We start from the raw sequence: 18,521 nt of genomic DNA, 5'->3' as shown, positions 1-18,521 counted from the left end.
TTTTTCTGTGATGATTTAATATACGTCGCGGGCGTATCTCTTGCTTTGCGTCATCTCTTTGACGTAAGCTTCCGCGTCGGCGGCGCTCATGCCGCCGTGCTGCTGAACGATCTTTTTGAGCGTCGAATCGACTTCTTTGGCCATCCGGCTGGCGTCGCCGCAAATGTAGAAGTGAGCGCCCTCCTGGAGCCATTTCCACATTTCGGCGCCATGTTCCATCATACGGTGCTGGACATAAATTTTTTCGGGCTGATCGCGGGAAAAGGCGGTATCCAGGCGGTGCAGGACGCCGTTTTTCTGCATTTCCTCCAACTCTTCCTTAAAATAAAAATCGCTGTCGGCCCGCTGTTCGCCGAACAGAAGCCAGTTCTTTCCTCTCGCTCCGGTCGCCTGCCGCTCCTGAAGGAAGCCGCGGAACGGCCCTACGCCGGTGCCGGGCCCGACCATGATCATCGGCACATCCGGGTTGGCGGGGGGACGGAAATGCGCGGCTTTTTGAACGAAAACCGGAATTTCGCCGTTGGCATCGGAGCGGTCCGCGAGGAAGGAGGAGCAGACGCCTTTTCTCGATTTACCGCCGCAGGAGTAGCGTACGGTCGAAACTGTAATATGAACTTCGCCGGGGTTCGCTTTCGGGCTGGAGGAAATGGAATAAAGCCGCGGCTGCATGGGCTTCAGCATTCCGATAAAATCATCCGCGCCGGCGGTCAACGGAAATTGCTGCAGCAGATCGGCGAGCTGCCGTCCCCACAGCCACTTTTTCAGCTGGGCTTTATTTTCGCTCTTCAGCAGATCGGCGAGCATGCCGCTGCCCGAGCGCTCCTGCACGAACTGGAGCATGCCCGGCGTTATGCGGGCAATTTCAAAGTGCCGGAGCAGCGCCTCGGCGAGCGGCATCTCTCCGCGGTCTTTCACCGTCACCGGTGCGGACGGACCCAGCTTGACCGCCGTTATAATCTCCTCGACGAGTTCCGGACAATTGGTCGGCCATACGCCAAGCGCGTCCCCGGCCTCGTACTGCAGCCCCTTATCCGCCAGGTCGAAAATATAATGGCGCGTCTCCTTTTCGGAGTCCTCCCGGTTCAGACGCCGGTTGGCAATGACGCGTGTGCGCAGCGGATGATTGCGGTCATATTGCTTTTTTTCCGCGATCTCCGGTGCTGCGGCCGATTCCGCATGTTCCAGCGCTTTTTCGATCGCATTCATCCACGCTTCGGCCTGCTCCCGGAAATCCGTATCGCAATCGACGCGGTTCATGAGCCGCTGCGCGCCAAGCTGTTCCAGTCGGGTGTCCAGATTGCGTCCGAATCCGCAAAACAGATCATAGCTGGAATCGCCGAACGCGAGCACGGCATAGCGCAGATCGGGCAGACGGGGCGCATCGCCTGCTCCCAGCTGCTTCCAGAAGGTTTCGCCATTATCCGGCGGATCGCCCGCACCGAATGTGCTCGCCACGAACAAAACAAATCGTTCTGCGGACAAATCCGCTGCGGATAGGGCACTCATGTTGACAAGCCGCACGCTGTAACCGGAGCTTTGCAGCTTTTTGGCGCAGTCGCTCGCCGCGCCTTCCGCATTGCCGGTTTGCGATGCCCAAACTACGGCGACGCGAGGCTTGCCGGCTTTTTCAGGCTCCGCCTCCGGCGAAGACGAAGATGAGGCGGTAATCTCCGCTACAGCCGGCGGCGCGTGATTTGGAGCGAGCCCAGCCTCGGGAAGGTACGTCCGGGAAAACATTCCGGCGAGCAGACCGTCAAGCCAAAAACGTTTGACAGGCTCAAGCGGAGCGGTGGGGGGCAGCACCGGAATACCGGGAGCAGGCCGCGTTTCTTCGGCGCGCAGGCTCGTTATGAATCCGGCGATATACATTTTCTCGTGATTATCCAGCGTGATCGTCGATGAGGATTGAATGCCGAGCATATTGGCGAGCGTATCGATTTGCGTCATATACACGTCCTCCTTCTGATTGGCTGCCGCTTTGCTTGCATAGGCGTAAGCTTGATTTTCATCGCCCTGAGGCATGGACCGGTCCTGTGCGGAATGCTCTGCGGCACGGACCAGCGAGACGGCGCAATATTTAAATTCCGGCTGAAACGATATGGGATCGATCGCGTCGTTGGTGACGTCGTTAATCGCAAGTTGGTCGCCGAACACATCGTTCCAATGAAAGGGGGCAAAGCAATTGCCCGGCCGCACCCTGTCGGTAACGACAGCCGGCAAAACAGCCAGACCGCGCCGCGAGCGGATTTCTACGCGCTCCTGATCGGCAATGCCGAGCGCCACCGCGTCTTCGGGATGAATTTCGATAAAAGGCCCCGGATTCAGCTTGTTCAGCGTCGGAATTTTGCCGGTTTTGGTCATGGTGTGCCATTGATGCTGCAGCCGACCGGTGTTCAGCACGAAAGGAAAGTCGCTGTCCGGCATCTCGGCAGGGGGCAAATAGGGCCGCGCCAAAAAGGTGCCTTTGCCGCTTTCCGTCGGAAATACGAGCCGCGGGCGGTTGCCGTCGGCATGCTCTTTCAGCGTTTGACTGGTCCCGTCGTTCAAATAGCGGATCGGGTTCCGGCTGCTTTCGCTGTCCGGGGCGCAGGGCCACTGTACGGGCTCTTTGCGCAGCCGTTCGATAGCGGCGCCGCGGATGTCATAGCCGGTTTTGGGGTTCCATGCCCGTTGAATTTCTTTGTAGACATCTGCCGCAGAGTCGTAGGAAAATGCCTCGGCATAGCCCATTTCGCAAGCGACCCGGGCGATAATTTGCCAGTCGGGCAGCGCTTCTCCGGGCGGTTCGACCGCTTTTTGCATCAACGTCAAGTTCCGCTCGGAGTTGATCATCACACCCTCGGCCTCCGACCATAATGCGCCGGGAAGCAGTATATCCGCATAGCGGTTCGTCTCGGTATCGAAAAACGCATCCTGCGTAATGACCAATTCGGCCGCCTGCAGGCCGGCGATGACGTTTTTGCGGTTGGGCACGGTGGCGACGGGGTTCGTGCAAATGATCCAGCACGCCTTGATGTCGCCGGCCTGCATGCTTTGGAACATCGATACCGTTCCGGTGCCGACTTCGGTTCTGAGCGTGCCCCGCGGCACGTTCCACATATTCTCGATAAAATGCCGCTCGTGCTCGACGAGCACGGAACGCTGCCCCGGCAAGCCGGGTCCCATATAGCCCATCTCCCGGCCGCCCATCGCATTCGGCTGGCCGGTCAGCGAGAAGGGGCCGCTGCCGGGGCGGCATATGGCGCCGGTCGCCAGGTGCAGGTTGCAGATGGCGTTCGTATGCCAGGTGCCGTGCGTGCTCTGATTGAGCCCCATCGTCCAGCAGCTCATCCACTCGGGCGATTCGCCGATCCATGCTGCCGCCCGGCGGATATCCGCTTCGGGAATGCCGGTTATGTCCGCTACTTTGTCCGGCGTGTACGCTTCGAGGAAGTCCGGCATCTGCTCCCAACCGGATGTGAATTCGGCGATAAAGGCCGGATCGGTATGACCGTTTTTGACGATCAAATGGAGGAGGCCGTTCAACAGCGCAAGATCCGTACCGGGCTTGATTTGCATAAAAAGCGTTGCTTTATCTGCGGTCGCGTTGCGCCGCGGATCGACGACGATCAGCTTGGCGCCCGCCTTGACCCGATCCATAACCCGCAGAAAAAGTATCGGATGGCAGTCGGCCATATTCGCTCCGATAACGAAAAACAAGTCCGTGCGGTCCATGTCCTGATAAGAGCCGGGAGGACCGTCCGCTCCGAGCGACAATTTATAGCCGCTGCCAGCGCTGGCCATACATAAGCGTGAATTGGATTCGATGTTGTTGGTGCGGATGAAACCTTTGGCCAGCTTGTTGATGAGATATTGCGATTCCAGCGACATTTGACCCGATACGTAAAAGGAAAGCGCGTCAGGGCCGTGCCGGTCAAGAATCGCACGCAGCCGCGCAGCCGTATCGCGGATCGCTTCATCGATACCGGTTTGAACCGGTTGATCGGTACGGGTCGAACGCCGGTAGGCATATTCCATTCGCCCGGATTCGGCGATTGCCTGAGCGCAGGTGTTGCCCTTCGTGCACAGTCGGCCGAAATTGGTCGGATGTTCTTTATCGCCTGTAACTTTAACGACGCGGTCCCCGGACACTTCGAGCACAATGCCGCAGCCGACGCCGCAATACGGGCAGACGCTTTTCACTTTTTTGGTTGTCATGTTTATTCACCAGCGTTAACGTGCGTGGCACGGACAGATTTCATGATACGAAATATAACTGGATATAACTATTTACGCTCAATATATATCGTATAACGATTTAAGTCAAGATTATATGTTATGAAATATGACATATAAATATGTTTTTTTGTTCACAAATCATATTTTCATTAATTATATGTAAGGTATTATGACTTTGATCAAACAGACTGAGCTGTTTTCATTTCTTCAGCTTGTTCCTCTTAAGCGAATGCTGTACAGTAAATATATTCCGGTTGAAGCGAGGTGTTGGATATGAATAAGGAACGATTGCCTAAACATGTGTACGAGCAGCTCGCTTTGTTCCGATATCGCATACGCAAATTTATCCGGTTCAGCGAGGAGGCCGCGCGGAGAAAAGGGCTCACCCCGCAGTACCATCAACTTATGCTGTCTATAATGGGTTTTCCCGACCGTGACTATGCGACGCCAAAAGAGCTGGCCGAGCGCCTGCAAATTACTCCTCATGCCTGCGTGGAGCTGATTAAACGCTGCGAAGAACTGGAGCTGGTGCAGCGCTTTCCGAACCCGGATGACAAACGCAGTATTTTTATAAGGTTAACCGCAACCGGATTGGGCCTCCTTGAAGAGTTGTCCGAAATTCATATGGACGAATTAATGAGAGCGGGACTGCTTGAGTTTAACGATTAATGAGCCGATTTGAAAAGAAGAGAGGGATCTGCTTTGCTCAAACCGCAAATTTTTGCCGTGCGGGTGTCGGAAAGTATGGATCGATTGAAGCTTGAGCGGATGACGGAACAGTTAACTCCGGAAAAACAGAACAAAGTCCGGCGCATGCTGAGAATCGAAGACGCGGTTCGCTCGGCGATCGGGGAGCTGCTTGCCAAGCATGCGATCGGGCTTGCGGCCAAACTGCCTCGCCATGAGATTCGTTTCAGCTTGAGTGCGTACGGCAAGCCGCAGCTTGACGGTGCGGATGGCGTCTGTTTCAACATTTCCCATTCCGGGGACTGGGTCGTCTGTGCGGTCGATTCGAACCCGATAGGCGTAGATGTTGAGAAAATTCAACCGATCGATCTGCAGATAGCCAGGCATTTTTTTTCCGCAGCCGAGTGCGCATGGATTATGGACATGCCCGGCGAGCATCGGTTGGCTGTTTTTTTTGACATTTGGACGTTAAAAGAAAGCTATATCAAAGCCGATGGAAGAGGGCTCAGTCTGGGTTTGGATTCATTCAGCATCCTCAAGCAGGGGGACGACATCCGTCTGACCGCCGAAAACGATTTGCGGAGCTTCTATTTTAAGCAGTATGAAATCGACCCGGCTTATAAATTATCGTTATGCGCCGCATCGCCCTTTATGCCGGAACACCCTATTCAAGTCGATGCAGACTCGCTGTATGCATAAGCTTCAATAGTTGCGCAATGCGGCAAAAAAACGGCCCTGTTCGCAAGCTGTGCGAAAGAGCCGTTTTTTCATGGCGTCTTAGTGTCTGTTGCCTTTCTCGTCAATGTAGACGGAACGAAGCAGCGTTCTTTCGAATGGAGCGCCTTTTGCAGTTTGTCCTTTGACGACGAATGAAGCTTGGTAAACGCCTTTACTGCTTGTGTCAGACAAATTGACATCGCTGTCCGAATCGATGGATTCGAGTTTGGTCATTTTGCGGGTTTGCTTTTTGCCGGCATTGCCGTCTTCGGGAGTGAAATCCACCTGATATTGGATTTTCAGCTTGTCCGCTTTCAGGGAAGCTTTATTCCGCTGAACGTGCATTTTCGTTTTATCGTTGTTGAGCTGCAACTGAATAGACTTGTCCAGTTCCGAGTCGAAACGAACGGTCATCATGTAGCCGCCGGGATTGCCGGATTGCGTTTTGACGGTCCATTCGCCTTGTTTCGGCTGGTTCACTACGGCAACATGATGCCAGGCATTTTTGAACACTTGCTCGTCCTGATAAGATTTGACTTCTACGCCCACTTGCTCGCCTGTAGGTGAAACAAGCTCGACCCGGTTCGCTTTTTGATCGGAAATCCAGTCCAGCGTAATGCTTTTAACGTCGTTTTCTACAGGGAAGCTTTCGCTTGCGGTTCCGTTATGGCTGCCGCCCCGGACTAATACATTTTTGCCGGCAGCGTCGGCATCCTGGGCCGAAGCGGAGGCGGGCGATGCAATGGTGACAAGGTCGTCTTGGCCTGATTGCCCGGCGGAAACTTTGGTTGCAGCCGTCAAATAAGGCTTGAACAATGAGAACGTCTGGGAGCCTTGACGGATCGTATTGTGGTCCCAAGTGCCGACTTTGACCATCGTACCTTTCGGCACATTTGCGCTGCTCACCGTAACGACGCCGTCATTGCTGTCGAAAAGCGACAGGAATATGCCGCCGGCGACATAAGAGCCTTTTGACGAATCCGACCAGCCTGTGCCGGCGAAGGTGTAAAATTTGTTGTAAGCGGTGTTCGGGTTCGCGTCGATTACGGAGCGGAAGTAGTTCATGTAGGACGTTTGCATCGAATAAGTGCCGTCGTTTTTGTAACCGATGAGGTCTGCCAGCCATCCCGCCCAACTCGTATAAGCCAGATCGGCCAGTTGGGAACCGTGATGCGGGGAGCCCAGCGTGATCACGTTAGTCACGTAAGGGTATGCGTTATACTGAACAAGGGCGGTTTGCGTGTCCACGCCTCCTTTGCTGTGGGCGACGATGACGATTTTTTTGTTGAAATAGCTGGAGATGTCGGCGATTTTTTGGGCCAGCATTTGGCCGTTGTCCCACATACTTTTGGGAGTTCCGCCGGAATCGTTCAACTCGACGAAAGCGGTTTGATACCCATTGTTGTACGCGGTCTGATACATATCATTGGTTTCATACCAAGATCCGGCGTAGCTGTCAAGGCCCTGTACGAACAAAATGACCGGCAGCTTGGGATCGAGGTTGGCGGGCGTTGCTCCGGGCGCCCATGTTCCCGGAACTCGGGACAGGTTGGGATTGCTGACTGAAGCGCTTGCAGGGGTGACTACGAAGCTTACTGTGAGTAAAAATGCCAGGATGAGGGTGTAAAACTTCTTCATAATTTCATTCCTTTCAAAAAATGGATTTTTTTGTTACTCTACTAGTATCTCATTTTTTCCATATATTTGCATTTAAAATGTTTGTGAATATTTCATTTCATCTATTTTTGCATAATATAGTAGGAATTAAGTTTTTCAGGTTTTATTTAACAATTTGAACATATCATCTTAAGGAATTCGCAAAATTCCCCGGGAAAGCAGCAAAAAAACCTCCAAAGCCACTTGACGTGGGGTTGGAGGTTTGCGCGTTGGTTCCGATTATGCCGGCGGTTGATCTTTAACGATGCCAATAATGTTGTTTTCCGGGTCCGTGAAAAGCGCCATCGTCACCGTGCCGGGAATTTCGGTAATCGGCATAATGATTTTGCCGCCCAACTCGACGGCCTTGTCCAAAGTCGCCTGCATGTCAGGGACCGCAACATAAATCGTCACATGCCCCGGGTACTCCGAACCGCCGATGCCTCCGTTAATTCCGCCGATTTTTGTATCGACCAAACCGTAGTTCATCGGGTTGTCGGCGCTAATCTCCCATTGAAACAGACCTCTGTAATAGCTTTGCAGTTTCGCTCCGTCTTTTCCAAGGATTTCAAAATGTACGACCGGATTTGGCATAAGTGTCATCCCTTCATGATTTGGATTGGCAGATACGCTATGAATATATCATAAAAGCAGGATTCAATCGTTTGTTCGTTTTGTAAAAGATAGCGGCACCCATGCTCTTGCTGGCGAAAAAACTGTTTTACTGGGAAAATATCTGTTAAACTACGATATGAAAATAAGATGAAGCGGAGAGAAATCACGCTATGACTGAGAATCACGAATACCACCACATGCAAGCCGATTGCGGAAACTGCTTCGGTTTGTGCTGCGTCGCGCTGCCCTTTGCGGCTTCGGCGGACTTCGCGGCTGACAAAAGCGCCGGACAGCCTTGCCGAAACTTGCAGCCGGACTTCCGCTGCGGCGTTCACGACAATCTCAGACAGTTGGGTTTCCGCGGCTGCACGGTTTACGACTGTTTTGGCGCGGGACAGAAGGTGTCGCAAGTGACCTTCAAGGGACGCGACTGGCGGCAGGCTCCGGAGTCCGCGAAGCTTATGTTTGAGGTGTTCCCGATCATGAAGCAGCTTCATGAGCTGCTCTGGTATTTGACCGAAGCGCTGACGCTGCAGCCGGCCCGGCCGATCCACAGCGCGCTCGGTGCGGCGCTAGACGAAACGCTGCGCCTCACGCAGCTCAGTCCCGAGTCCCTCGTGGAACTGGACGTGGCGGCACACCGGGCGGATGTCAATGTATGGCTGCTGCAAGCGAGCGAACTCGTGCGTGATGAAGCCCGCCGCCGGCAAAAGGGGCGCGCCGGGCGCCAAAAAGCTTACGGCCGGGGAGCCGACCTCATCGGCGCGAATCTCCGAGGCGCCGACCTTCGGTGCGCCAACCTGAGAGGGGCGTACCTGATCGCCGCCGACCTCAAGGGAGCGGATTTGAGAGCGGCCGATCTGATCGGGGCCGATTTCCGGGACGCCGACCTGGGAGGAGCGGACCTTACCGGGAGCATTTTTCTCACCCAAGCGCAGCTTAACGCAGCGAAGGGAGACGGTGATACGAAGCTGCCGCCGTCGCTCACCCGTCCGCCGCACTGGTCGGCCGCGGGTGGACAATTCCCTGTATAGGAAGTGCAGGGAACCATTCCATGGAACCGCGATGTCCGAGGCGTGTTGAGAGGGACGCTCTGTTAGCGCAGCCAGAGTTGGAGCGGCTTGGCAAGCTGCAAAACCTGCGAAAGTGCAGTTTTTTTTGCGAAAGTGGCTCGTTTTGGTGAAAAACCTGCAAAAGTGCAGGAATTTTCGCTGAAAGTGAGTATAAGCCTATGTGTTCGGTGAAAAGCCTGCACCTTTGCAGGAATTGTTCGTGGCGAGCGATCAAGGACGCAAATTCTTGTATGTTTGCAGGTTTTCTTCGCACTGAAAGTCGGATGGGCCGCTCTGGCTGCAACGTGCGAGTTTTTCGACAATCTGAAAATATGAGGTGCTGCAATGACGTCAACCAAACTGTTCTATACGCTCTGGGATGATTGGGAGAAGTTGGATTTGGGGGATTCCGGGGCGCGTCCGGCCGAATTCCTGGGCAGCAAAGCTTTATTGCTTGAAAAGCCGAACTCCGCAGTTTTTCTTCGCGACGAGATCCGTTTTCAGGCTTTTCGCATTCAAGCCGAAGTGGCCATCCCCGGAGAGGTGGGGTTCATCGGATTTGTTTTCGGAGCGAGAGATGCCGAGAATTATGAGCTCGTTTATTTGGCTCCGGTCGAAATTCAATACGATCCTGTCATGAACGGTTCCATGACTTGGCAAATTTATAACGGACCGGCCTATCAAAAGGCGCTGCCCGACACTACCGGCGCATGGCAGCAATTGGCCCTGGAGGTTCAGCCGAACGGGGCGGCGGTGTATTTCGGCGACGATCCTGAGCCGCAGCTTGTCATTTCCAACCTGCAGCACGGCGGTTCCGCGGGAAAAATCGGCTTCTGGAGCTTTTTGCCAAGCTGCATCCGCAATCTTACCGTCGAAGAAATCGAACCGTCGCCGATTGCCGGAAGAAACAGCGATATCAACGCTCTTCAATCAGAATCGTTTGTGACGGAATGGCTTGTTTCGCAGCCGTACCTGCCGGGCGAACAGCCCGCTGCTTCCGAACACAATTGGACGAAAGCTATCGTGGAAGAGAACGGCACGCTGAACCTCAATCGACTGTTTAAGGCTGAACCGGGCATCGCAGTCGAAGCGCAGAGCCTGTATACGATTGCGGAGGAACAAGAGACGGTGCTTACTCTCGGCTTCAGCGACCATATTCGGCTCTGGGTGAATGAACAGGAAGTTTACCGGGGCGACTGGAAATGGAATCCTCCTGCCTCCGACGGGCGCATCAGGCCAAACTTCGCCAGCGTTCCGGTCAAATGGAAAGCAGGGCTGAACACCGTCCGCGCGCAAGTATCGCAAAACGAAAGTTTTGGATGGGGACTGGCGGTCAGAACGGGCTTGTCGGATATGTCATTCAGCGAATAACATGCACGCATTATCGGGAGGATGCAAAGGTCTTCATGGACGTTGCAGTCTTCCTTTTTCATTTGGATATGAAAAAAAGCCTTTGGAATCGGATCCAGAGGCTTTTTGTATGGCTATTTTTTTCGAGACCTTATTCAACATCATAACAATTCATAAAGAAAAAGTCTATACTTTTTGATGGATTATATTTACTATTGGGTTGCCGGCAAAACTTATAAAATGGAGTGTAGATGTTCAATGGACATGACTTGCCACCTCGATCAAGCTGATCTGCAGGAGTATGTGAGAAAGGTTTTAGGTGTCGGTTATTTAGTTGTTAACGTATCAAAAATGCGCGGCGGCGCACAAAAGGTAGTGTACAAGATCGACTGCAGCAATGGATTTTCCTGCGTTTTGTACGTGTGGGATCTTTCCATGAATTATTTTAAAGAAGAAATAGCAAACATGGATACGTGCGAGCGATCCTATGGAAGCGATCATTTTGAAATAAACAACAAGTTTTTAACGCAGCGTGGAATTCGAACCCCCTTTCTTTATGACCTGAATAAGGAAAGAAACCGTTACCCTTTTGATTATGCCCTCGTTGAATACGTAGACGGACAGATGGCGGAACATTATTTCCATCATTCCGATTCAAAAGCTCGAGATAAACTATTCCAGCGGTTGGGGGATATGCTTACCGGCATGCATGCCAACGAAAGACATTTTTTTGGCAAGCCGAATTATACCGGAATCACCCATACAGAACATTGTCATCTCATACAAATGGAAAATGCTAAAATGCAGTTATCTTATGCCTCCGGCCATATTGATAGCATCAAGTCCAATCAAAGCAAGCTGCTCGATTCTTTGTATGAGCTTGAATCAAGGATTAAACCTAGAACGCAGTACGGATTTATTCACGGGGAACTGGGTCCTGATCATGTTCTGGTTAATGATAAACTGGAACCCTTTTTAATCGATATCGAAGGGGCTGCGTACTTTGATATTGAACATGAGCACAGTTTTTTGGAGCTGCGGTTTGGGGACTTCTACCGGTATTTAAAGAACGATACTCTCGATCCTGACAGGATGTTATTTTATCGATTCCACCACCACATATCGTTAACCTCGGGAGGGTTGAAGCTGCTTCATAGAGGATTTCCGGATCAACAATTTGCAAAAAATCTGGCCGCTCATCATTCCCAATGCGCATTGCGATTTATTGAAAGTTGAAACAAACTATAACCCTGGACATGCCGGGATGGTCGACCGACCGTCGTCATGCAGCGCCCGCAAGAAACGGCTTTAAGGCTCGAATCCTTTTTGGCTCACATAAATTTGATCCTCGGGAAAAACCTGCTTCAAGCGCTCGTAGACGATGCGATAGGCGGCAGGGTCGTACCAATTTTCCAAGCCCAGCGGCTTGTACAAAGCCTGAAGGCCCAAGCGGCGCGAGCGTTTTCCTTCGCTGCCGTCCCCCATAAAATAATCGTCCACACATACGCGATTGACGAGCGGGCGCAGCAGGGCAGGGAAGTTTTTGCTGCTCGGCAGCATCGGCGCGATCGCCGCTTGGGTTGGCACGCCGGCGTCGGCCAGCAGTCGGAGCGTTTTTAACCTCGCGTTGATAGGAGGGGCCTGCGGCGAAAAATGCTTCCGGATATCATCCCGGTCGGTTTCGACTGTCATGCTGACACGCACCTTATCTCCGAGCCGCACAAGCAGATCGATATCTCTGCGAACAAGCGGACTGCGGGTCTGCACGAATAAAAAATCAGGGGGATCGCAGGCCATAATTTCCAGCAAGGATCGGGTGATTTGCTCCTTATATTCGACGGGCTGATACGGATCGGTACTCGATGACATGAAGATGGTGACGGGCCCTTTGGCTTTCGCTTTTTGGAACTCTTTGCGGAAAACGCCTGCCGCCGTTTGTTTGATATCGACCCACGTTCCCCACGGCGCGTCCCGGAAAGTGGAGACGGGCATTTGCCGCACATAGCAGTAAGAACAGCCGAACGAACAGCCGGTATAAGGGTTCAGCGAATGACTGTAGCCGCGCAAAAAGCCGGTCCCTTTATTCAGAATCGTTTTGGGGTGTTTGTATAAATATTCCATTCATACCTGCCTTTACTTGGCGTCGTGGAAAATAATGCCGAGACTATATCTCGTCCCTGACGTAATTGTGCTTACGCCGTGCCGCAGCGTCGTTCTGTAATAGCCGCGCGATCCCGATACGGGCCGATGATGGGTCGGGAAAATGAGCCCTTCGCCTTGCTCCAGGGCGATGACGTGGCCCCGGCTTTGCGCCCGCGGCCGCTGTTCCACAAGCAGAAATTCCCCGCCGGTGTAATCTTGGCCTTTTTGATTCAGCGCGAAAACGACCTGAAAAGGGAAGAATACTTTTCCATACAAATCCTGATGCAGGCAGTTGTAGCCCCCGGCTTCGTATTTCAAAATCAGCGGGGTGGAACGGGTCTGCCCCTCTTCATGGCATTGCTCCAGAAATTCCGCCAGCGTCTGCGGATAAACGGCCTCGCGGCCCAATTGCTCAAGCCAGCGATTGGCCGTCTTTGACAGCTGCGGATATAATCCGCAGCGCAGCTGCTGCAGCAGAGCGGGGAGGGGAGCGTCGTAATATTTGTACTCGCCGATGCCAAAACGGTATCTGGCCATGTCGATGGTGCTGCGGAAATGCTCTTGCTCCCCGTAGGTGCCGATAATGTCCGTGCACGCCGCCGGATCGAGCAGGGAAGGGAGCTTCGCGTACCCGTCCCTGTCCAGCGACTGCTGCAGCGACTCCCAGTCCAGAGCGGCCATGCGCGCAGCGAGGCGGTCAGGCATGCTGCAAGCCTCCTTCGACCGGAGCGCCGCTGCGTTCCAATTGCAGCAGCTTCGTTTTCATATCCAGGCCGCCGCGGTAGCCGGTGAGCGCGCCGTTTTTGCCAATGACCCGGTGGCAGGGCACCGTTATTAAAACGGGATTCGCCCCAATGGCTGCACCGACAGCCCGTACCGAAGCCGGTTTCCGTATTTGCTCAGCGATATCCGAGTAAGAAAAAGTTTGCCCATAGGGAATGGCGCAGAGCGCGTTCCATACGGCCATTTGAAAGGGCGTCCCGCGCAGGTCGAAAGGAACGGAAAAACTCGTGCGCGTCCCTTGCAAATATTCGGTAAGCTCGGCCGCATAGGGCAGCAGCTTGTCATCGTCCCGAACGAACGCGCTGCCGGGGAACCGGATGCGGGCCCAGTCGGCCAATTCCTCGAAAGGGCGGTTTTGCGACCCTACGAAACAAAGCCCTGCCGCCGTAGCTGCGATATGAATATTCCACTCGTCATGCGCGAGTGCCGACCAATAAATCGGCGAATTAGTTTTGCTGCTCATGTTCAGTTGCCTCCTTTATCATTTGGTGCCGCATTTGGCGAAAGCCTGCCGGCGTATAGCCCGTTTTCTTTTTGAACAAAGTTATAAAATAGGGCGTATTTGACAAACCTACGCTCCGGCCAACCTCGGCAATCGCTTTATCCGTCGAAGCAAGCTGCTCCTTGGCCTGCTCGATCCGCCTCTGCTGGATGTACTCGACCGGCGTGATGCCCGTCACCTTTTTGAACGTCCGATGCAGATGATACGGGCTGCCATGTCCGATATCCGCGAGCATGCCGAGCGTTAAATTTTCCATGTAATGTTTGTCCATGTATGCCGTGACCAGAGCTACCCATTCGTCATCCGGCAGCCGCTCGCCGGTAGGCTTGCATCGCTTGCAGGGGCGAAATTTGGCGGACAGCGCCAGCTCCGCGGTTCGAAACAAGCCGATATTTTCTTTTTTCGGCGGTCTGGATTTGCAGGATGGGCGGCAAAAAATGCCGGTAGTTTTGACCGCATAATAAAAATGACCGTCATACGAAGCATCGTTGCCGATGATCGCTTGCCATTGCTCGTCTGTCAGCGGCTCCATGATTGCCGGGCCGGCCGCGCCGCCGTCAAAGCTGCGATGAACGATTTTCGGTTCCTGCTTCTTTTGGTTCGTCATCTTCGCTCACCTCCCACGAACAGTATAACCCCAAAAAGGATCGTTTGTACGCATTTTCGAATGTAATAGCAAGATAACGAAATTGCGGGAAATCCGCTCGGCAAGCTCGTCGGCCGTTACAGGCCGCACTTTGTTAGCGGCGTTTTCATGTGTAATCCGAAATTATAAACTTGTTCAAGTATGGCGCTAAGAGATATAATAGATTGGGTATTAACATGTCCGTTACCGTTAACGAAGATCAAGTAAAATAAGAAAGTGGGATCAGCATGGGTCGTAAGTGGAACAATATCAAAGAAAAAAAAGCCTCGAAGGATGTAAATACGAGCCGCATTTATTCGAAGTTCGGACTTGAAATATATGTGGCGGCAAGGAAGGGCGAGCCGGACCCCGAATCCAACCGGGCGTTAAAAGTCGTGCTTGAGCGCGCAAAAACGTACAACGTACCCAAAGCGATCATCGACCGTGCGATTGAAAAGGCTAAGGGCAGTTCGGAAGAAACTTATGAAGAGCTTCGCTATGAAGGCTTCGGACCGAACGGTTCCATGCTCATCGTAGATGCATTGACAAATAACGTGAACCGCACGGCTTCGACTGTGCGCTCTGCGTTCAATAAAAATGGCGGCAGCATGGGGGTAAGCGGATCGGTAGCGTATATGTTCAATCCGACAGCGATCATCGGTCTCGCCGGCAAAACTGTGGATGAAGTCATTGAACTGCTGCTTGAAGCGGATGTGGACGTGCGCGACGTCGAGGAAGAAGACGATTCCGTCGTTGTATACGCCGAACCCGAACAGTTCCATGCCGTACAGGAAGCGTTCAAGAACGCCGGCATAACGGAATTTACAGTTGCCGAATTGACTTTGCTTGCGCAAAACTTCGTAACGCTCCCGGAAGACGCACAGGCGCAATTCGAAAAAATGATCGACGCCCTGGAAGACCTGGAAGACGTTCAGCAAGTGTATCATAATGTGGAATTTGAAGAGTAATCCCTAATCGTGAAAAGAGGAAAAGCCGCACAGACGCGGCTTTTTATCGTTTTATTCAGCGTTTTGACGCACCGGTTTAAAGCTGTTCAGCAGCCGTTCGATGTTGATTCTGGCGTGGCCGACATGCTTGTTGTCCCGGGTCAGCCGGCTTGCCATAATTCCGCCTTCGATGGAAGAGAAGATGAAAGAGGCGATAGATTCGGTGTCCATATCGGCGCTGAATTCCCCGTCGGCGACACCTTGCCGCAAAATGCCTTGAATGAATGAGGACATGCCTTCGTACGCTTCCAGGGCGCGTTCCCGCAGCACGGGGAAGGAGTGGTCGCTTTCGACCGCTGTATTAAGAAAAGGGCATCCGCCCTTAATTGGCGGGTTGTGGACCGTATCGCTGTAAACGTCGCACATGGCGATCACTTTGCCGATTGCGTTAGAAGCGTTTTCGATGGCCGCGGAGAAATGCCCCCATAAAACTTGGCCCGCATACGCGAAAGCTTCCAAAGCGATCTCGTCCTTGTTCGCGAAGTTCCGGTAGATTCCCCCTTTGGTCAAACCGGTCGCATCCATAATATCCTGTATCGTCGAACCCGCATATCCTTTATCGTTAAAAAGCTCCGCAGATTTCATAATGATATGCAGCTTTGTTTTGTCGCTTTTGCGCATGTGCAGCTTCCTTTCACCTGTGGCTTGGACTCTCTCATAATATTGTAACATTTCATAAGTGAATTATAATGCAGTTTGTTGTACAATAAAAGAGACCGGACGGTTCGGTTCCGATGAAGGGGGAGAGGATGGCTATTTTTATGGAAAAAACGAAATTCAAGTACTTATACCCGCTGATGTTGGCGGCATCGGTTGTTTACATTATTTATGTCGCGTTTATGAACTTGTATCATGACCCGCAGGCCGCCGCATTTCTGGGGCAAAAAATCAATCTGAGACGGGCTCTCAATGTTCCGGTTTGGTTGAGCGTGATGCATATCCACGTCGTTGCCGCTTGTCTGGCTATGTTGGCCGGAGCTCTGAATTTTTCCACGCAGATTTTGCGAAAATACCGGAAATTCCATAGAATAAACGGCTATTTGTACGTTATTTTCGTCCTGATCGTATGTATAACTTCCGGTTATATGGCGCCCTATTCGACAGGCGGGAGGGTTACGAGCATTGCCTTCAATCTGTTGAGTATGGTCTGGTTCGCCATGACGATCGCCGCGATTGTTCAAATTAAACGCAAGCAGGTCGCCAAACATCGCAAATGGATGGTTCGAAGCTTCGTATTTTGTTTTACGAACCTGTTTATTCATCTGATTACCTTTATTCTGCATAACGGGTTAGCAATGAAGTATGAGCTAAGCTACATAATCGGCGTATACGGATCGATACTTGTTAACTTCATCCTCGCGGAGATCGTGATTCGTTTTGTGTATACGAAGGAGCCGAACATAAAAGCTGTTGGATAGAAAGGAGGATTACGATGCACGTACAAATTGTTTTGTTTGACGGTTTTGATCTGCTGGATGCTTTGGCGCCCTATGAAGTGTTCTGCGCGGCTGAAATGTGCTCGGGCGGCGGGAAACTCGATCCGGAACGAGCCGGACTCATTGTTGTACCCGGAGCGTCCGGAGAAGTAAGCGGAGATGGGCTGGATTCCGTCCCGGCTATTCTCAAGAGAGCGATGGAAACACAGTTGACGGATTTGATGAGAGAAGCTTTTCAGCGACCCGATATAACTGTGGCTACGGTTTGCGGAGGCTCTCTTTTGTTTGCGATGGGCGGGCTGTTGGAAGGCCGTCATGCCGTCACGAACCATCTTGGAATGGATGTTCTGGGAGCGACGGGCGCGGTTCCGGTGGCGGCGAGAGTCGTCGATGACGGCAATCTGATAACCGGCGGCGGGGTGACGTCCGGCCTCGATGTCGCCTTATACTTGGTCGAACGCGAGTTAGGACCGCGCATCGCGCACGCTGTCGAGACTTTGTTTGAGTTCGAACGGCGGGGAACGGTCTGGCAAAATCGCGGGCTTGCCCCGGTCGCGGTCGCCGACGATTCGCACATCGTTGCTGCGGTCGAGCAGGCTTTTGATGCGGCTCCAGACGAGCCGCTTCAAAGCGGGTTCGATCCTGCCAAAGGCTCGATTTTCGACGGCGAATGGAGCGCGGCTATCTCTACGCCGGTTGGCAAACTAGCCGTTATGCTGGATATCACAACCAGGAACGGCCGGATCAGCGGAACAGCCAGGCAGGGCGATGAGGTTGTCGAATTTAATGATCCCGTCGTTCAAGGGAACCGGCTCTCCTGGTCGCAGCGCGTTACCAAACCTATGCGGTTGAATTTGAAATTCGACGTAACCGTATCCGGCAGCGTCATGACAGGAGTCGCCAAAGCCGGTATGCTGCCAGCCTCCAAGCTGGCCGGCGAGCGGATCGCGGCAGCAAATCGATAGCCGGCGGAGAGCGGGTCGCGGCGGCATGTCAATTACTGGAGGTCGGCGATTTCATCGATGAAAAGGTCATGGCACACTTTTTGTGTACTGTGGCCTTAATTTTTGTCGACTAAAGCCGCCGCGGATATGTAACAGTGCTTTTCAAGCGCTAATGTTATGCCAAATCAGGTCCTATCAAGACGAACCCGGTTGTCCGATCCACTATTGTTTGCACAACAGCCATGCTTTGCCCGAAAACCTGCGAAAATACAGGAATTTTCGCCGGGAGAGGCTAGTTTGGAGGAAAAGCCTGCAATTGTGCAGGAATTTTCGCTCGTGAGGGGCGGAGCGCTAGATTTATGCGGAAAAGCCTGCAGATTTGCAGGAATTTTCCGGAAACAAGGGCTACGAGGGTCAAAAGCCTGCACTTTTGCAGGCTTTGTGCACACGTCGCTGCCGGCTCACTAGCTCGAGCGGCCCGGGCTATTCAAGCAACGGTCTGCCCTGCCCGAAAACCTGCGAAAATACAGGAATTTTCGCAGGAACCGGCCGGTTTGAAGGAAAAGCCTGCGATTGTGCAGGAATTTCCGCACATAAGGGGGCTGGGCCCTAGGTTTGGACGGAAAAGCCTGCAGATTTGCAGGAATTTTCCGGAAACAAGATGGCGTACAATAGTTTGTGTACCAAGATCTGGAGTCTTCCAGACAGCAAAAAAGTAGGGTATTCTCGGGATGGCTAAAGTCACCAAGAAAGGAACCCTACTCATGGCAACTATAACAGAAAACAT

The 18,521-nt window shown here is 52.8% G+C and carries 16 protein-coding genes; 8 read left to right on the top strand and 8 right to left on the bottom strand.

Annotated features, from left to right (window positions below):
• Window positions 1–15: 15 nt before the first annotated feature.
• On the bottom strand, window positions 16–4,197 hold the full coding sequence (locus tag AC3G2T_RS37670; protein ID WP_488438661.1) for a sulfite reductase subunit alpha: 4,182 nt from the start codon (window positions 4,195–4,197) through the stop codon (window positions 16–18).
• A 294-nt stretch (window positions 4,198–4,491) separates the two neighbouring features.
• Between AC3G2T_RS37670 and AC3G2T_RS37665 the strand changes: the two genes are divergently transcribed.
• A complete protein-coding gene (locus AC3G2T_RS37665) occupies window positions 4,492–4,887 on the top strand; it encodes a MarR family winged helix-turn-helix transcriptional regulator (RefSeq protein ID WP_474680867.1) in 396 nt (131 codons plus the stop codon).
• 33 nt (window positions 4,888–4,920) lie between these two features.
• The gene (locus AC3G2T_RS37660; protein WP_488438660.1) at window positions 4,921–5,604 is read left to right on the top strand and encodes a 4'-phosphopantetheinyl transferase family protein; all 684 of its coding nucleotides are present in this window, start codon (window positions 4,921–4,923) and stop codon (window positions 5,602–5,604) included.
• Window positions 5,605–5,682: 78 nt separating this feature from the next.
• Here the strand turns inward: AC3G2T_RS37660 and AC3G2T_RS37655 are convergent, their stop codons facing one another.
• Both AC3G2T_RS37655 and AC3G2T_RS37650 read right to left on the bottom strand, forming a co-directional pair.
• On the bottom strand, window positions 5,683–7,260 hold the full coding sequence (locus AC3G2T_RS37655) for an esterase/lipase family protein (protein WP_488438659.1): 1,578 nt from the start codon (window positions 7,258–7,260) through the stop codon (window positions 5,683–5,685).
• A gap of 258 nt (window positions 7,261–7,518) precedes the next feature.
• Window positions 7,519–7,872: a VOC family protein gene (locus AC3G2T_RS37650; protein ID WP_488438658.1), complete on the bottom strand. Its 354-nt coding sequence runs from the start codon at window positions 7,870–7,872 to the stop codon at window positions 7,519–7,521.
• 191 nt (window positions 7,873–8,063) lie between these two features.
• Between AC3G2T_RS37650 and AC3G2T_RS37645 the strand changes: the two genes are divergently transcribed.
• From AC3G2T_RS37645 to AC3G2T_RS37635, 3 genes are all read left to right on the top strand, one after another.
• A complete protein-coding gene (locus AC3G2T_RS37645; RefSeq protein ID WP_488438657.1) occupies window positions 8,064–8,927 on the top strand; it encodes a pentapeptide repeat-containing protein in 864 nt (287 codons plus the stop codon).
• Window positions 8,928–9,290: 363 nt separating this feature from the next.
• Window positions 9,291–10,316, top strand: a complete 1,026-nt coding sequence (locus AC3G2T_RS37640) for a hypothetical protein (protein ID WP_488438656.1) — start codon at window positions 9,291–9,293, stop codon at window positions 10,314–10,316.
• Between the two features lie 282 nt (window positions 10,317–10,598).
• Window positions 10,599–11,531, top strand: a complete 933-nt coding sequence (locus AC3G2T_RS37635; RefSeq protein WP_488438666.1) for a phosphotransferase — start codon at window positions 10,599–10,601, stop codon at window positions 11,529–11,531.
• 72 nt (window positions 11,532–11,603) lie between these two features.
• Here AC3G2T_RS37635 and AC3G2T_RS37630 read toward each other — a convergent pair whose 3' ends face one another.
• From AC3G2T_RS37630 to AC3G2T_RS37615, 4 genes are read right to left on the bottom strand one after another with little or no spacing between them, the layout of a single operon-like run.
• Window positions 11,604–12,416, bottom strand: a complete 813-nt coding sequence (locus AC3G2T_RS37630) for an SPL family radical SAM protein (RefSeq protein WP_488438655.1) — start codon at window positions 12,414–12,416, stop codon at window positions 11,604–11,606.
• A gap of 12 nt (window positions 12,417–12,428) precedes the next feature.
• On the bottom strand, window positions 12,429–13,142 hold the full coding sequence (locus AC3G2T_RS37625) for a 2OG-Fe(II) oxygenase (protein ID WP_488438654.1): 714 nt from the start codon (window positions 13,140–13,142) through the stop codon (window positions 12,429–12,431).
• Window positions 13,135–13,683 carry a methylated-DNA--[protein]-cysteine S-methyltransferase gene (locus AC3G2T_RS37620; RefSeq protein ID WP_488438653.1) on the bottom strand — a complete coding sequence of 183 codons (549 nt, stop codon included), beginning with the start codon at window positions 13,681–13,683 and terminating at the stop codon, window positions 13,135–13,137. Before AC3G2T_RS37620 ends, AC3G2T_RS37625 begins: the two co-directional genes overlap by 8 nt.
• A complete protein-coding gene (locus AC3G2T_RS37615; RefSeq protein WP_488438652.1) occupies window positions 13,667–14,329 on the bottom strand; it encodes a bifunctional transcriptional activator/DNA repair enzyme AdaA in 663 nt (220 codons plus the stop codon). The genes AC3G2T_RS37620 and AC3G2T_RS37615 overlap by 17 nt, the downstream gene beginning before the upstream one ends.
• A 266-nt stretch (window positions 14,330–14,595) precedes the next feature.
• On the opposite strand from AC3G2T_RS37615, the gene AC3G2T_RS37610 reads away from it, so the two are divergent.
• Complete coding sequence (locus AC3G2T_RS37610) at window positions 14,596–15,315, top strand: YebC/PmpR family DNA-binding transcriptional regulator (RefSeq protein ID WP_474680877.1); 720 nt, start codon at window positions 14,596–14,598, stop codon at window positions 15,313–15,315.
• A 51-nt stretch (window positions 15,316–15,366) separates the two neighbouring features.
• Here the strand turns inward: AC3G2T_RS37610 and AC3G2T_RS37605 are convergent, their stop codons facing one another.
• Entirely contained in the window at window positions 15,367–15,975 is a 609-nt protein-coding gene (locus AC3G2T_RS37605) for a TetR/AcrR family transcriptional regulator (RefSeq protein WP_488438651.1), read from the bottom strand.
• A gap of 140 nt (window positions 15,976–16,115) precedes the next feature.
• On the opposite strand from AC3G2T_RS37605, the gene AC3G2T_RS37600 reads away from it, so the two are divergent.
• Complete coding sequence (locus tag AC3G2T_RS37600) at window positions 16,116–16,772, top strand: DUF2306 domain-containing protein (protein ID WP_488438650.1); 657 nt, start codon at window positions 16,116–16,118, stop codon at window positions 16,770–16,772.
• Window positions 16,773–16,786: 14 nt separating this feature from the next.
• On the top strand, window positions 16,787–17,755 hold the full coding sequence (locus AC3G2T_RS37595; protein WP_488438649.1) for a DJ-1/PfpI family protein: 969 nt from the start codon (window positions 16,787–16,789) through the stop codon (window positions 17,753–17,755).
• The last annotated feature ends 766 nt before the right edge of the window (window positions 17,756–18,521 follow it).

The sequence above is a fragment of the Paenibacillus sp. sgz302191 genome (assembly GCF_057749925.1).
Note: the sequence above shows the minus strand (reverse complement) of the source record. Positions and strands in the feature narration are given on the sequence as shown.